This window comes from Stenotrophomonas sp. STEN147 (assembly GCF_056757995.1).
The window spans coordinates 21,079-35,372 of sequence record NZ_JBRRCG010000019.1 but is presented as its reverse complement, the minus strand read 5'-3'; the positions used below and the strand labels follow the sequence as shown (position 1 = coordinate 35,372).

Genomic DNA, 14,294 nt, shown 5'->3' with positions numbered 1-14,294 from the left:
CGATGAGCTTCTCCCCCCAGGAAGCCCTGCACCGCACCATCGAGCACCGCGAGATCTTCTTCGACGAGATGGTCGACCTGATGCGGCAGATCATGCGCGGCGATGTTTCGCCGATGATGACGGCGGCCATCCTCACCGGCCTGCGCGTGAAGAAGGAGACCGTGGACGAAATCGCCGCGGCGGCCACCGTGATGCGTGAATTCGCCCGGCCGGTGCCGGTGGCCGATACCTCCAACCTGGTCGATATCGTCGGCACGGGGGGCGATGGTTCGCATACCTTCAACATCTCCACCTGCGCGATGTTCGTCGCGGCCGCTGCCGGCGCGCGCGTGGCCAAGCATGGCAACCGCAGCGTGTCGTCCAAGTCCGGCAGCGCCGACGCGCTGGAGGCGCTGGGCGCGGTGATCGAGCTGCAGCCGGAGCAGGTGGCCGCGGCCATCGAGCGGACCGGGATCGGTTTCATGTTCGCGCCGATCCACCACCCGTCGATGAAGGTGGTGGCGCCGGTGCGCCGCGAGATGGGCGTGCGCACCATCTTCAACATCCTCGGCCCGCTCACCAATCCGGCCAGCGCACCGTCGGTGCTGATGGGCGTGTTCCATCCCGATCTGGTGGGCATCCAGGCGCGCGTGCTGCGCGAACTGGGTACCGAGCGCGCCATGGTGGTCTGGGGCCGCGACAACATGGACGAGATCTCGCTGGGGGCCGGCACCCTGGTCGGTGAACTGCGCGACGGCAGGGTGCGCGAGTACGAGATCCACCCGGAGGACTTCGGCATCGCCATGTCGGCCAGTCGCAACCTGCGCGTGGATGGCCCGGAGCAGTCCATCGCCCTGCTGCGCGCGGTGCTGGACAACGCGCCCGGCCCCGCGCTGGACATCGTCGCGCTCAATGCCGGCGCCGCACTGTACGTGGCCGGCGTGGCCGACGACATCGGCGATGGCCTGGCCCGCGCCCGCGCCGCGATCGCCGATGGCGGCGCCCGCCAGCGCCTGCAGCAGTACATCGAGACCACCCGCGCGCTGGCTGCCTGAGCGCGCGGTTCAGCCTGATCCGAATGATGGCCGATAATGGCCGTCCTCACCGCCCCCGCACCGAACCGACGACGATGAGCGACATCCTGCAGACGATCCTGGCCCGCAAGGCCGAAGAAGTGGCCCAGCGCCGCGCCCAGCGCCCGCTCGAGGAGCTGCAGGCCGCCCTGGCCGGCGCCCCGCCGGTGCGTGGTTTCGTGCGCGCGCTGCAGGCCGCCGTGGCCAACGGCGATCCGGCGGTGATCGCCGAGGTGAAGAAGGCCAGCCCCTCCAAGGGCGTGATCCGTCCGGACTTCCGTCCGGCCGACATTGCGGTCAGCTACGAGTTCGGCGGCGCCAGCTGCCTGTCGGTGCTGACCGATGTCGACTTTTTCCAGGGGGCCGACGCCTACCTGCAGCAGGCCCGCGAGGCCTGCACGCTGCCGGTGCTGCGCAAGGACTTCGTGATCGATGCCTACCAGGTGTACGAGGCGCGCGTGCTGGGCGCTGACTGCATCCTGCTGATCGTGGCGGCGCTGGACGATACCCAGCTGGCCACGCTGTCGGAACTGGCACTGTCGCTGGGCATGGACGTGCTGGTGGAAGTGCACGACATCGACGAGCTGGAGCGTGCGCTGCAGGTGCCGGCGCCGATGATCGGCATCAACAACCGCAACCTGCGCACCTTCGAGGTCTCGCTGCAGACCACCCTGGACATGCGCCTGGCCGTGCCGCGCGACCGCCTGCTGGTGACCGAGAGCGGCATCCTCGGGCCCCAGGACGTGGCGCTGATGCGTGATGCCGGCATCCACGCGTTCCTGGTCGGCGAGGCCTTCATGCGCGTGGAAGAGCCGGGCGAGGGCCTGCGTCAGCTATTCTTCGCGGCATGAAAACGCATTACCCGACGCCGCGCGCGGATGCGCCGCTGGTGGTCTTCGACTTCGATCACACCCTGTACGACGGTGATTCGGGCACGCACCTGTTCGCCTCACTGATCAAGCGCAACCCGTTGCGCATGCTCGCGGCGCTGCTGGTCACCCCGATCGCAGGGCCGATGGTGGCGATGCTGCCGACCCGCCGTGCCGGCATTTCGATCTACGTGTGGATCGGCAGCTTCGGCCTGCATCGTGCGCGCGAGTTCAACCGGGTGATCGACGCCTACGTGATCAGGAACGAGGCGCAGATGCGCGCCAAGCTGCTGCCGCAGGCGCTGGAGGTGTTCGCCGCGCACCGTGCAAAGGGGGATCGCGTGGTGGTGGCCACCGGCGCGCCGCCCGAACTGGCCCGCGCGATCCTGGCCTTCGTTGCGCACCAGGACGTGCCGGTCATCGGCACGGAGGTTGGGCCGCGCCTGGGAGGGGTGGGGCCGACCCGTCACTGCCACAACGAAGAGAAGATGCGCATGCTGCGTGAACGTGGCTATGGCGACATCGACATTGCCTACTCCGACAGCACTGCGGATCTGCCGCTGCTGCTGGCGGCGAAGGCGCCGGTGGTGGTCAACCCGAAGCCGGGCAAGGTGGCGTTCTTCCGCAGCGTACTGCCGGCGGGCACCCGCATCCTCAACTGGGGCTGCGTCGACCGCGGCGGCGACAAGGCCTGATCCACCCGGCCCGCCGGGCATGGCCCGGCGCTACCCCTCGCCGCCCGATGGCGCCGTGCCATTGCGGGCCAACCCGGTAGCGCCGGGCCATGCCCGGCGAATCCCGCAGGCCATCCGGTAGCGCCGGGCCATGCCCGGCGAGCGCAGAGCGCGGTCAGCGCGCCAGGTACCTGGTCACCGCGTGGCCGATCTGGAACAGGCTGATGCCCAGTACCAGCACGCCAACCGCGACCAGTACCCAGCGTTCCTTGGCCCGCTTGACCAGGATCGCGGCCACTGGCGCGGCCATCATGCCGCCGATCAGCAGCCCGGCGACGATCTGCAGGTGCTGCACCCCCATCGACAGCAGGAAGGTGGCCGAGATGGTCAGGGTGACCACGAATTCGGCCGCGTTGACCGTGCCGATGGTGGTACGGGCCTGGCCGCCACGCGCCAGCAGGGTGGACGTGGCGATCGGGCCCCAGCCACCGCCGCCGCTGGCGTCCAGAAGGCCGGCGAAGAAGCCCAGAACCGGCACGCGGCGGATCTCGCCGCTGGGCATCCAGCGCCCGGCAGCACGGGCCAGGATGACGATGGCAAGCACCAGCAGATACAGGTAGATCAACGGGCGGATGAAATCGCCGGGCACTTGGGCGAGTACATAGGCACCGACCGCACCCCCGATCGCGCCGGGCAGCGCCAGGCGCACGAACAGGCGTTTATCGACATTGCCAGCCGCAAGGTGCGACACACCGGAGGCGCCGGTGGTGAACACTTCGGCGGTGTGGATGCTGGCGCTGACCTGCGCCGGCGGCAATCCCATGCTCAGCATCACCGACGAGGAGACCAGGCCGAAGGCCATGCCCAGCGCGCCATCGACCAGCTGCGCACCGAGGCCGATGAGGATGAACCACCAGAATTCGCTGCTCAGTTCCATGCACCGAGCCTAGCGCGCGAAGGAGTGCGGACCAAGGTCCGCACCCACCGGGTGCTCAACGCTCAACGGGTGCCGTAAAGCACCACGGTCTTGCCGCGGGCATGCAGCAGCCCGTCGGTCTGCAGCTTCTTCAGCACGCGGCCGGCCATCTCACGCGAGCAGCCGACCAGGCGCGCCAGTTCCTGCCGCGAAACGCGCAGCTGGCTGCCCTGCGGGTGGCTCATCGCCTCCGGTTCCTGGGCCAGATCGTGCAGGGTGCGCACGATGCGGTCGGTAACGTCCAGGAACGCCAGGCGGCTGGCCTTGCGGCTGGTGTCGAGCAGACGCTTGGAGATCTGCTGGCCCAGCGCGTACAGCAGGCGCGGGGCGTCGGCCGACAGCGGGCCAAGGAACAGCTGATGCAGGCGCTCGTAGCTGATCTCGGCCAGCTCGCAGGCGGTGCGGGTCCGCAGGATCACTTCGCGGCGGTCCGATTCCACGAACAGGCCCATCTCGCCGACGAACTCGCCGGCACCGAAGTAGCCCAGCACCAGCTCACGATCGTCATCTTCCTCGGCCATGATCGAAACCGAGCCGCTGATGACGTAATACAGGGTTCCCGCCGGGTCTCCTGGTCGGAAGACGTCGGTCCGGGTGGGATATCGCCGCCTGTGGCTGTGCGCCAGGAAACGATCGATTGTTGCGATATCCAGGGCCAGTGGACTGCTAGCTAGGCGCACGGTTGACACGATAGGGGCGCTCCCTCTGCGCATGAACGGATTCACGGGGTCGATAGCGGAGCTTAACCAGCGCAATTGTTAAGGGCAAACAGTGTGCCAGAACTCTTGCGTCTTCACGTTCCCCCCGGGGGCGGTTTGCCCCATAATTCACCCTTTCTCTTCTTACACAGGAATCGACCGCCGTGGTCAAGCCGTTGCCTCGCCTGAGGTTGCAGGGTTTCAACAACCTCACCAAGGCGCTGAGCTTCAACATCTATGACGTGTGTTACGCGCGCACCGAAGAGGAGCGTCAGCGTTACATTGAATACATCGATGAAGAGTACAACGCCGACAGGCTGACTCAAATCTTGACCGATGTCGCCGAGATCATCGGCGCCAACATCCTGAACGTGGCCCGCCAGGACTACGATCCGCAGGGTGCCTCGGTGACCATCCTGATCTCCGAAGAGCCGGTGATCGACAAGAAGCTGGCGGGCAAGGAGCTGATCTCCGACGCCGTGGTCGCGCACATGGACAAGAGCCACATCACCGTCCATACCTACCCGGAAACCCATCCGCAGGAAGGCATCGCGACGTTCCGCGCGGACATCGACGTGGCCACCTGTGGCGTCATTTCGCCGCTGAAGGCCCTGAACTACCTGATCGAGAGCCTGGAATCGGACATCGTGATCATGGACTACCGCGTCCGTGGCTTCACCCGCGATGTGAAGGGCAAGAAGCACTTCATCGATCACAAGATCAATTCGATCCAGAACTTCCTGGCCAAGAACATCAAGTCGCGTTACGAGATGTTCGACGTCAACGTCTACCAGGAGAACATCTTCCACACGAAGATGCACCTGAAGGACTTCGACCTGGATCAGTACCTGTTCGAGGAAAAGGCCAGGAACCTGTCGTTCAAGGAACGCATGAAGATCGAGGCGCTGCTCAAGCGCGAGATCGAAGAGCTGTTCCACGGTCGCAACCTGTCCGAGTAACACCCTGTGCGATGCCGGCAGGCATCGTCACCCAGGCGGGACGACCCGCCCCGTGGAACCTGCGTGCTGCGCAATTCATAGTTCCACGGCGATGTACCGACCTACGGCCCGGTGTGAAGACACCGGGCCGTTTCGTTTTTCAACCACTAGGTAAGGACCCCCCACCCATGCCCTGGATCTACCTGCTGCTGGCCGGCCTGTTCGAGATCGGCTTCGCGCTTGGAATGAAGTACTCCGAAGGCTTCAGCAAGCCACTGCCCACGGCCGCCACGGTCGTTTCCGCGCTGATCAGCCTGTACCTGATGAGCCAGGCCATGAAGAGCATTCCGGTCGGCACGGCCTATGCCATCTGGACCGGCATCGGGGCCATGGGCGTGGCAGTGCTGGGCATCTACCTGTTCAACGACAGTGCTTCACCGGCCCGCCTGGCCTGCGTGGGCCTGATCGTCGCCGGTGTGATCGGCCTGAAGCTGGTGTCGCCGAACTGAGCCGGCGCTGAGGCGTCCGAGTCCGCATTGCCGGCAGCGCTGGGCCATGCCCGGCGACCGTTCAGAGGCGGTACGCGATGGTCTTCATCACCTTCGAGGCCAGCGCCATCGCCCCCGGAATGGGGAAGGGCAGGCGGCGGGCGCCGGCCTGCTCGGCATGGTCCGCATGCCGGGCCTCGTCCTGCTTCATCACTTCGATGACCGCGCGGCTGCGCAGGTCGGCGGCCGGAAGATCGACCAGATGCTCATCCAGGTGGGCTTCGACCTGGCGTTCGGTCTCGACGACAAACCCCAGGTTCCAGCCATCACCGCGCAGCCCGGCCAGGGTGCCGATGGTGTAACTGCCGGCGTACCAGAGCGGGTTGAACAGGCTCGGCCGGCTGTCCAGTTCGGCCAGGCGGGTGGCACACCACGCCAGGTGGTCGGTTTCCTCCTGCGCCGCCTCCAGCAGATGCTCGCGGGTGGCTGGATCGCGGGCCACGGCGGCCTGGCCGAAATACAGGCCTTGCGCGCAGACCTCGCCGACGTGGTTGATCCGCATCAGCCCGGCCGCATGGCGGCGCTGGCGGGCGTCCATGCCCGGCTCGTCGGTGTCCACCGCCGGATAGGGGCGGCTGGCCGGCGGGTTGCCGAACACCGTGTCCAGGGCGCGCTGGGCTTCGGTCAGCAGGTGGTCCAGCGGGGTGGTCTGGCGGAGCACGGTCATGGCGATACGGTGGGGCGGGAGACCCGCCGATTCTCGCCCGCGCCCCTGCCAACCCGGGACAGGGGCGGCTTGCGCCGGGGCTTGGACCTGCGTACAATCCCGCCTCTTGCGCTTCACCTTTCACAACGCGTGGCAGAGTTCCGGCGAGTCCTTCGCCGCAATGAGCCCGACCTAACCTAGAGTTCTTCATGAGCACTTTCACTGCCAAGAACGAGACCGTCCAGCGCGACTGGTACCTCGTCGACGCCGAGGGCAAGACCCTGGGCCGTCTCGCCACCGAGCTGGCCCGCCGTCTGCGTGGCAAGCACAAGCCGGTCTACACCCCGCACGTTGATACCGGCGACTACCTGGTCGTCATCAATGCAGAAAAGATTGCCGTCACCGGCAAGAAGCTGCAGGACAAGATGTATCACCGTTTCACCGGTTACATCGGCAACCTGAAGACCGAGTCCCTGGCCCAGGCGCTGGAGCGCCACCCGGAGCGCGTGATCGAGATCGCCGTGAAGGGCATGCTGCCGAAGGGCCCGCTGGGTCGCCAGATGTACCGCAAGCTCAAGGTCTACGCCGGCACTGAGCATCCGCACGCCGCACAGCAGCCGCAGGTTCTGGATATCTAATCATGGCTATCACTCAAAACTACGGCACTGGCCGCCGCAAGTCCTCCACCGCTCGCGTGTTCCTGCGCAAGGGTTCGGGCAACATCACCGTCAATGGCCGTCCGCTGGACGAGTTCTTCGGTCGTGAGACCGCGCGCATGATCGTGCGCCAGCCGCTCGAGCTGACCAAGAACACCGAAAGCTTCGACATCCTGGTCACCGCCACCGGCGGCGGCACCACCGGCCAGGCTGGTGCGATCCGTCTGGGCATCGCCCGTGCGCTGGTCGAGTACGACGAAACCCTGAAGTCCGAGCTGCGCAAGGCTGGCTTCATGACCCGTGACGCCCGTGAAGTCGAGCGTAAGAAGGTCGGTCTGCACAAGGCCCGTCGCGCCACCCAGTTCTCCAAGCGCTGATCCACTGCGCCTGGCTGGGCTCCTCCGGGAGCCCGCGGGTTGGAAAAAGCAAAAGCCCGGCTTTGGCCGGGCTTTTGTCGTTTCGGGGTTGTGCATTGGAGAGGGTGGGGTCAGGGCCTTTGCCTGCGAGAAGGATCCGACCCCGGGGTTCTCTCTGGAGGGGAGCCCCCTTGATGTTCAAGGGGGTGCGCCGACAGGCGCGGGGATAAGGTGGAATGCGCGACCAAATTAAACGCAGAAGGCCAGATCTTTCGATCTGGCCTTCTGCGTTTAATTTGGCTGCCCCGGATGGATTCGAACCACCGAATGCCTGAGTCAGAGTCAGGTGCCTTACCGCTTGGCGACGGGGCAATGTATCGTGTAACTATTTTCTCACTTTTCACGCTGAAAAACAACTTCAGCATGGTGGCTATGGGTGGACTCGAACCACCGACCCCAGCATTATGAGTGCTGTGCTCTAACCGGCTGAGCTACATAGCCTTGGTGAGCCCGCTATTCTGCTGATACGCCGTGGGACTGTCAACACATTTGTGCCGCGCTTGTCGCCTGACAGGCGGCGTGGGATAGTCCTGACCAGTAGATTTTTTTAGGAGTCCGCATCGTGATCGATCCGGACGGCTATCGACCGAACGTCGGCATCGTGCTGATGCGGCAGGACGGGCAGGTGTTCTGGGCACGACGCGTGCGCCGGGATGGCTGGCAGTTCCCGCAGGGTGGGATGAACACCGACGAGACGCCCGTCGAGGCCATGTATCGCGAACTGCAGGAAGAGACCGGCCTGCTGCCTGAGCACGTGGAAGTGCTGGGGGCAACGCCCGGCTGGCTGCGCTACAAGCTGCCGGCGCGGGCTGTCCGCCGCAATGAACGGCAGGTCTGCATCGGCCAGAAGCAGGTCTGGTTTCTGCTGCGCCTGACCGGTGACGAATCCCATGTGTGCCTGGACCATACCGATTCGCCGGAGTTCGATCACTGGCGCTGGGTGGATTTCTGGTACCCGGTGGAGCACGTGGTGATGTTCAAGCGCGGCGTCTACGCGCGCGCGCTGCGGCACCTGGCGCCGCTGGCGCGCGGGGTGGCGGGGCAGGGCGTCACCGCCATGCCGAAGAGCGCAGCGGAAGCGTGGATGCCCGGCAACACCGCGGGCCACGACCGTCCGCGCAAGCGGCCGCGCAGCAGGGGCTACTGGCCGAAAAAGGCGCAGGACGGACCGACGAGCTGACCGCCTGAACGGTATCGAGAATGGTTCAGGTCTCTGATTGACAACCATTCTCGTTTCCATTGGAATAGCGACCAGGCCGCTTCTGGCCTGTCAGCCCGGTTCCCGCCTGTGTACGTCTGCATCTGCAACGGAGTCACCGACCACCAGATCCGCGAAGCCGCCAGCCATGGCGTGACGTCGGTGGCCGAGCTGACCATGCGCACCGGATGCGGCGCGACCTGCGGGTCCTGCCTTGACATGGCCGGCGAGCTGCTGGCCAAGGCGCGTGCCACCCACGATCTGCCGCTGCCGGTACTCGGCCTGGCCCAGGTCGCCTGACTGCCTGTTCCGCGGTGCGTTGATACCGCGCCTTCGCATCCTTCACGTGCGGCCGCTCAGGCCAATGCGCACGATTCGCGTTCCTTCACGACCGCACGCAAGGCGGTAAAGTGCCTGCGTTTTCAGCGTGCAGGAGTATCCCCATGAAGGGCGACACCAAGGTCATCGAATTCCTCAACAAGGTCCTCTACAACGAGCTGACCGCGATCAACCAGTATTTCCTGCACGCCAAGATGCTGAAGAACTGGGGCATCAAGGAACTCGCCGAGCATGAGTACAAGGAATCGATCGACGAGATGAAGCATGCCGACATGCTCGCCGACCGCATCCTGTTCCTTGAAGGACTGCCGAACTTCCAGGCGCTGGGCAAGCTGCGCATCGGCGAGAACCCGACCGAGATCCTGCAGTGTGACCTCTCGCTCGAGCGTGATGGCGTGGTCACCCTGCGCGAGGCGGTGGCCTATGCCGATTCGGTCGGCGACTATGTGAGCCGCCAGCTGTTCGTGAAGATCCTCGATTCGGAGGAAGAGCATATCGACTGGCTGGAAACGCAGCTGGACCTGATCGAGCGCATTGGCGAACCGAAGTACCTGCTGAGCAAGCTCGAAGAGTGAGTCAGCCCGCCTGGCCGGCGCGATGCTGTGCCAGGTACCCGCCCAGCGCCACCCGTGCCCGGGCGAATTCGGCCACCAGCAGCGCAACCGCAACGGCGGGGCGCTGCAGACTGCCGGCGCGGGCCTCGTGCTCGATCCGCTGTGCGACCGCCGACAGCGACATCGCGCCGACATTCGCGCTGGAGGACTTCAGGCTGTGCGCGACTGCCTGCAGGCGCTGGCCATCGTGGTCCTGCGCCGCCTGCTGCAGCGCCTGCACCATCGCCGGTGCGTCTTCCAGGTACACCGATACGATCTGCGTGGCGGCATCACCGATGACCGCCTGCAGCTCGTCCAGCACGTTCCGGTCCAGAACCGGGTGGGCGACAGGTTCTGGACCGGCCTTCGCTGCCGCCGCCGGAACTGCCGGCGTGGGGAGGGCTTTTGGGCCCCAGCGCAGCAGCAGCGCGTGCAGCGTGTCGCGCGCGATCGGTTTGGACAGGTAATCGTCCATGCCTGCTCGCAGGCAGCGTTCGCGATCACCGGCCATGGCATTGGCGGTCATGGCGATGATCGGCAGGCGCCGGCCTCCGGCTGCGATCTCTTCCTCGCGCCACTGGCGCGTCGCGGCGTAACCGTCCAGCACCGGCATCTGGCAGTCCATCAGCACCACGTCCACACCGCCTTCGCGCAGCGCGACCAGTGCCTGCTCGCCATCGGCGGCGTTGCGGACCTCGCACTGGAATACCCGCAGCAGGTGTTCGGCCACCATGCGGTTGACCGTGTTGTCCTCCACCAGCAGCACGCGTAGACCGAGCGCTGGCAGGGCAGCCGGTGCCTGGCCCTCTTCGGCGGCAGCCAGCCAGGCGGACGGGCGCGCGCTGGCGGTGGGCGTGGCAAGCAGGGCGTGCAGGGCGGCATCCTCGAAGGCGACCGGCAACTGGCGATGGCGCGCCTGCGCGGGCAGCGGCTCGTCCTGCAGCCACAGCACCTGCAGCGTGTCGTCCTCACCGCGCGCAGCCAGCGCCTGCCGCAGACGGGTTCCGCCGCTGCGGCGCGCAGGCGCATCGGCCAGCAGCCAGGCCGGCGCAGCGTGCCCGGGGCGGGGCATGGCTCGCAGCCGCTCGGCCAGCGCGTCCATCCCGTCGATGACCTGCACCTGCAGCTCGTGATGGGCGGCAATGCGTTCGATGCGCGCCTGCAGGTGGCTGTCGGCACTGAACAGCAGCAGGGTGGCCGGTGCGCGTGCCATCGCCGGCAGGTCGCCGGGAACCTTCAGCAGCGGAATCTCGAACCAGAAGCGGGCGCCCTGGCCGGGTGTCGACTGGACGCCGATGTGGCCGTGCATCAGGTCGATGATGCGTTTGCAGATGGCCAGGCCCAGGCCGGTGCCACCATAGATGCGGGTGGTCGACGCATCGGCCTGGCTGAAGGACTGGAACAGGCGTGCCTGCTGGGCCTCGTCGATGCCGATGCCGGTGTCGATCACTTCGAAGCGCAACTGGTGCTGGGCCGGACCTTCGCCCAGCCGTTGCACGCGCAGCTGCACCTGGCCGCGTGCCGTGAACTTTATGGCATTGGCCAGAAGGTTGCTCAGCACCTGCCGCAGGCGCACCGGATCGCCGCGCACGGGAAGGCGGACCGTCGGATCCAGTTGCAGCACCAGTGCCAGTCCCTTGGCGTCGGCCGCGCGCTGCATCAGCTGCACCACGGCGTCGAGCAGCTCGCGCAGATTGAAGCTGGTGATCTCCAGCTCCAGTGCCTGTGCTTCCAACCGCGAGTAATCGAGGATGTCGTCGACGATGCGCAGCAGCTGCTGCGAGCTGGCCGATGCGGTGGCCAGCATCTGCCGCTGGTCCTCGCCCAGCGGGCCACGCGCGATCAGCTCCAGCATCGGCAGGATGCCGTTGAGCGGCGTGCGGATCTCGTGGCTCATCGTGGCCAGGAACTCGCCCTTGGCCAGCACCGCCGCCTCGGCCGCCTGCTTGGCCTGCAGCAACTGCTGTTCGAGCTGGCCCTGGCGCTCGGTGGTGCGGCGCAGCTGGTCGCGCTCGCTGGCCAGCGCGGCACGATCCCGCTGCAGTGCGACCAGCGCCTGGCTGCGCGTGCGCAGGCGCAGCCCCGCCAGCAGCAGCGCGATGGCCGCCACGGCCAGGGCCACCAGCAGCACCGCCCACAGCGGCATGTCAGAGTACCGCGTTGTGGAAGTCGAAGTTCAGGTCGCTGCCGGCGGACTGCACCATGTTGCCCTGGATGTAGTCGACCCCTCCCACCCACATCGCGGCCGCTGCCTGCGGATCCTCGATCTGCTGCCCGATGATCTGCAGACCGGCGCCGTGCGCCCGCTCGATCGCTCTGCGCAGTTCTTCGCGCGTGCCTGGATTGGCGTGGCTGCTGGAGAAGCGTGCAGCCATGCGTACGAACGAAAGCGGCAGCTGGCCCAGCAGCGCGTCGGCATCGTTGCCGGGCTCGAACTGGCTCAGGCAGAAGCGCACGCCGGCCTGCGCCATGCGCTGACAGAACTGCTGCAGCGGCACGGTGTGGATCAGCGCATCAGGCAGGCGCACGTCGATGACCAGCGCACTGCCTGGCAGGTCGCGCTGCTGCAGCGACTCCAGCAGCCAGTCGGCGAAGGCGTCGCGCTGCAGGGTACGCAGCGACTGCGAGACGAACAGATTGAGCGGCTGGGTGGCATGCCGGTACAGATCCAGCAGGCCCAGCGCATGATCGAGCACCTGCTGGTCGAGGTCGGCGATGCGGCCGGCGGCTTCGGCGGCCGGAATCACCTGGCCGGCGGTCAGCACGGTGCCGTCGGCCTGGCGCAGCCGCAGCAGGACCTGGTACTGCGCGCTGCCTCCACCGGCGACGGCGACGATGGGTTGGTAAGCCAGTTCCAGCTGGCCTTCCAGCAGGGCCAGATGCTCCTGTTCGCTGATGGCCTGCCGATGCACGTGGCCGGCCACGCCGGCACTGAGCAGGCGCGCCTGCAGGGTCGTGCGCTCGACGGCTTCCAGCGCACTGGCGGCATCCTCGAAGCCGGGCGACAGCGGTGCATAGCCGACCACGCCACGCAGGTGCACCGATTCGTCATCGCGGATCACGAAGGCCCTCGCGGAGAGCTGCTCGCGCAGGGCGGCGGCCACGTTCTCCAGCCTGTCCTCATCGGCATCACGCGCCAGCAGCAGGAAACTGTTGTCGTTCAGGCGCGCCAGCAGGTGCGGATGGCCGGCTTCGGCCAAGCGCTGTCCGGCCTGCACCATCAGCCGTTCGAACGCAGCGTAGCCATAGCGCTCGCGCAGGCCCAGCGCGCTGGCCACCTCGATGAAGAACAGGCCGCCACGATCATGGTGGGCCAGGGCGGCGTTGAGCTGCTGCAGCACATGATGGCGCGTCGGCAGGCCGGTTTCAGGATTGCTGGTGGCCGGCGTGCCGGAGGCGCCGGGCAAGGTTGCCGCCTGCGCGCGGGCACGGCGGATGCGGTTGGCGACCGCCGCGATCAGGTGCCGCGGCCGGATCGGCTTGCTCAGGTAGTCGTCGGCACCGCTGTCGAGCACTTCGAACTGGCGCTCCGGATCGGGATCGCCGCTGAGGAACACGATGGGCAGCAACTGCAGGCCGGGCTGCTGGCGAATCATCGCCGTCAGCCGCATGCCGTCCAGGCCGGGCAGGTGCAGGTCCATCAGGATCAGGTCAGGGCGATGGTCCTTGATCGATTGCTGGACGCCTTCGGCATCGCTGAGCACGATGGCCTGCATGCCGGCGCCGTGCAGCACGCTCTGCGCGAACAGGGCCTGCGCACGGTCGTCCTCGACGATCAGCACGCGGTAGGGTGAATCCGCCGGCGCTGGTGCCGGGTCGTGGTTGCCCGCCTCGGGCTGTGAGGTGACGCCCGGCAGCGGCGGCGGAGCACCGCCGGAGGCAGGCCCACTGTCAGCGACGCTGGACGGAACCGATGGGGAGGCACCTGCGTCCACCACCGCAGTGGCCCAGCGTTGCCAATGATCGGCCGGTGGCGTTTCAGCGCGACCCGGGCGGACGCCTGCGGGGGATTCAATTGCGGCCATGGGGGCTCCTGATGATCGCAGCCATTATGCGACACGCCCGGCGTTCATCCGGTGCGTGGCTGTTGCCGGTCAGTGCCGTTGCCGGCACGGGCAAGCCAACGCACGCCGCGCCACAGAGCGCGCCATGCCAGCCAGACCAGCAATGCGCCGGCCAGGCTGCATGCCAGCACCACGACCAGCGCGATCCAGGGGTGTGCCAGGGCCAGCGCCAGGCCGCCAACCACCACGGTGTCTTCGGCGATCGAGGCGACCCAGTTGCTGGCCGGCTCCGGCGAGGTGTTGAGCAGGGCACGGGTGCCCGCCTTCAGGCCATGGCTGGCCAGGGCAACGCCGGCGCCCGCAGCGAGCGCGCCGGTACCCAGCTGCCCATCCGGCGACAGGGTGGCGGCGGCGAGGAAGGCGCCGGCGGGGACCCGGGCAAGGGTCTGCACCAGGTCCCAGACCGAATCCACGCCGGGAATCTTGTCGGCAAAGAACTCGGTCACGGCCAGTGCCGCCGAGGTGCCCAGCACCCACCACGACTCGGTCGCCTGCAGGGCGGGCGGCAGGTCGACCCAGCCGAGCAGGCCGGCCAGGCCGACACCGAAGACGGTGAGGTAGACACGGATGCCGGCCAGCCAGGCCAGCAGGATGCCGATCACGAACAGGTGGGCTTCGGTCATGGCG

The 14,294-nt window shown here is 67.0% G+C and carries 16 protein-coding genes and 2 tRNA genes; 10 read left to right on the top strand and 8 right to left on the bottom strand.

Annotated features, from left to right (window positions below; all coding sequences use genetic code 11):
• The first annotated feature begins 2 nt into the window (after window positions 1-2).
• The 3 genes from trpD (at window position 3) to ACVOKU_RS16060 (ending at window position 2,616) form a co-directional block, all read left to right on the top strand.
• On the top strand, window positions 3-1,034 hold the full coding sequence (gene trpD, locus ACVOKU_RS16070; protein WP_481560369.1) for an anthranilate phosphoribosyltransferase: 1,032 nt from the start codon (window positions 3-5) through the stop codon (window positions 1,032-1,034).
• A 74-nt stretch (window positions 1,035-1,108) separates the two neighbouring features.
• On the top strand, window positions 1,109-1,903 hold the full coding sequence (gene trpC / locus ACVOKU_RS16065) for an indole-3-glycerol phosphate synthase TrpC (protein ID WP_065174378.1): 795 nt from the start codon (window positions 1,109-1,111) through the stop codon (window positions 1,901-1,903).
• Complete coding sequence (locus ACVOKU_RS16060; protein WP_053515578.1) at window positions 1,900-2,616, top strand: haloacid dehalogenase-like hydrolase; 717 nt, start codon at window positions 1,900-1,902, stop codon at window positions 2,614-2,616. The genes trpC and ACVOKU_RS16060 overlap by 4 nt, the downstream gene beginning before the upstream one ends.
• A 154-nt stretch (window positions 2,617-2,770) precedes the next feature.
• On the opposite strand, the gene ACVOKU_RS16055 is transcribed toward ACVOKU_RS16060, so the two are convergent.
• Together ACVOKU_RS16055 and crp are read right to left on the bottom strand one after the other, a co-directional pair.
• Window positions 2,771-3,532 carry a sulfite exporter TauE/SafE family protein gene (locus ACVOKU_RS16055; RefSeq protein WP_481560368.1) on the bottom strand — a complete coding sequence of 254 codons (762 nt, stop codon included), beginning with the start codon at window positions 3,530-3,532 and terminating at the stop codon, window positions 2,771-2,773.
• Window positions 3,533-3,594: 62 nt separating this feature from the next.
• A complete protein-coding gene (gene crp, locus ACVOKU_RS16050; RefSeq protein ID WP_010482649.1) occupies window positions 3,595-4,284 on the bottom strand; it encodes a cAMP-activated global transcriptional regulator CRP in 690 nt (229 codons plus the stop codon).
• Window positions 4,285-4,433: 149 nt separating this feature from the next.
• Here crp and speD point away from each other — a divergent pair, with 149 nt between their 5' ends.
• Window positions 4,434-5,228 carry an adenosylmethionine decarboxylase gene (gene speD / locus ACVOKU_RS16045; protein WP_019661504.1) on the top strand — a complete coding sequence of 265 codons (795 nt, stop codon included), beginning with the start codon at window positions 4,434-4,436 and terminating at the stop codon, window positions 5,226-5,228.
• A 167-nt stretch (window positions 5,229-5,395) separates the two neighbouring features.
• Entirely contained in the window at window positions 5,396-5,716 is a 321-nt protein-coding gene (locus tag ACVOKU_RS16040; RefSeq protein WP_005411314.1) for a DMT family transporter, read from the top strand.
• A gap of 61 nt (window positions 5,717-5,777) precedes the next feature.
• Here the strand turns inward: ACVOKU_RS16040 and coq7 are convergent, their stop codons facing one another.
• Entirely contained in the window at window positions 5,778-6,422 is a 645-nt protein-coding gene (gene coq7, locus ACVOKU_RS16035; protein ID WP_053515583.1) for a 2-polyprenyl-3-methyl-6-methoxy-1,4-benzoquinone monooxygenase, read from the bottom strand.
• A 188-nt stretch (window positions 6,423-6,610) separates the two neighbouring features.
• On the opposite strand from coq7, the gene rplM reads away from it, so the two are divergent.
• A complete protein-coding gene (gene rplM / locus ACVOKU_RS16030; RefSeq protein WP_005414692.1) occupies window positions 6,611-7,039 on the top strand; it encodes a 50S ribosomal protein L13 in 429 nt (142 codons plus the stop codon).
• Window positions 7,040-7,041: 2 nt separating this feature from the next.
• Window positions 7,042-7,434, top strand: a complete 393-nt coding sequence (gene rpsI, locus ACVOKU_RS16025; protein ID WP_053515585.1) for a 30S ribosomal protein S9 — start codon at window positions 7,042-7,044, stop codon at window positions 7,432-7,434.
• Window positions 7,435-7,710: 276 nt separating this feature from the next.
• Here the strand turns inward: rpsI and ACVOKU_RS16020 are convergent.
• A tRNA-Gln gene (locus tag ACVOKU_RS16020) sits at window positions 7,711-7,785 on the bottom strand.
• 52 nt (window positions 7,786-7,837) lie between these two features.
• A tRNA-Met gene (locus ACVOKU_RS16015) sits at window positions 7,838-7,914 on the bottom strand.
• Between the two features lie 121 nt (window positions 7,915-8,035).
• Between ACVOKU_RS16015 and ACVOKU_RS16010 the strand changes: the two genes are divergently transcribed.
• The 3 genes from ACVOKU_RS16010 to bfr all read left to right on the top strand — a co-directional run bounded on the left by ACVOKU_RS16010 (window position 8,036) and on the right by bfr (window position 9,585).
• On the top strand, window positions 8,036-8,653 hold the full coding sequence (locus tag ACVOKU_RS16010; RefSeq protein ID WP_481560367.1) for an RNA pyrophosphohydrolase: 618 nt from the start codon (window positions 8,036-8,038) through the stop codon (window positions 8,651-8,653).
• A gap of 108 nt (window positions 8,654-8,761) precedes the next feature.
• Complete coding sequence (locus ACVOKU_RS16005) at window positions 8,762-8,971, top strand: (2Fe-2S)-binding protein (protein WP_032951724.1); 210 nt, start codon at window positions 8,762-8,764, stop codon at window positions 8,969-8,971.
• A 143-nt stretch (window positions 8,972-9,114) separates the two neighbouring features.
• Window positions 9,115-9,585: a bacterioferritin gene (gene bfr, locus ACVOKU_RS16000; RefSeq protein ID WP_005414691.1), complete on the top strand. Its 471-nt coding sequence runs from the start codon at window positions 9,115-9,117 to the stop codon at window positions 9,583-9,585.
• A 1-nt stretch (window position 9,586) separates the two neighbouring features.
• Here the strand turns inward: bfr and ACVOKU_RS15995 are convergent, their stop codons facing one another.
• The 3 genes from ACVOKU_RS15995 to ACVOKU_RS15985 are packed head-to-tail and all read right to left on the bottom strand — an operon-like array spanning window position 9,587 to window position 14,290.
• Window positions 9,587-11,749 (bottom strand): ATP-binding protein, encoded by a 2,163-nt coding sequence (locus ACVOKU_RS15995; RefSeq protein WP_481560366.1) that lies wholly within the window; start codon window positions 11,747-11,749, stop codon window positions 9,587-9,589.
• A gap of 1 nt (window position 11,750) precedes the next feature.
• Complete coding sequence (locus ACVOKU_RS15990; RefSeq protein ID WP_065181536.1) at window positions 11,751-13,628, bottom strand: EAL domain-containing protein; 1,878 nt, start codon at window positions 13,626-13,628, stop codon at window positions 11,751-11,753.
• Between the two features lie 44 nt (window positions 13,629-13,672).
• Window positions 13,673-14,290, bottom strand: a complete 618-nt coding sequence (locus ACVOKU_RS15985; RefSeq protein WP_053515592.1) for a DUF4126 domain-containing protein — start codon at window positions 14,288-14,290, stop codon at window positions 13,673-13,675.
• Window positions 14,291-14,294: the final 4 nt, after the last annotated feature.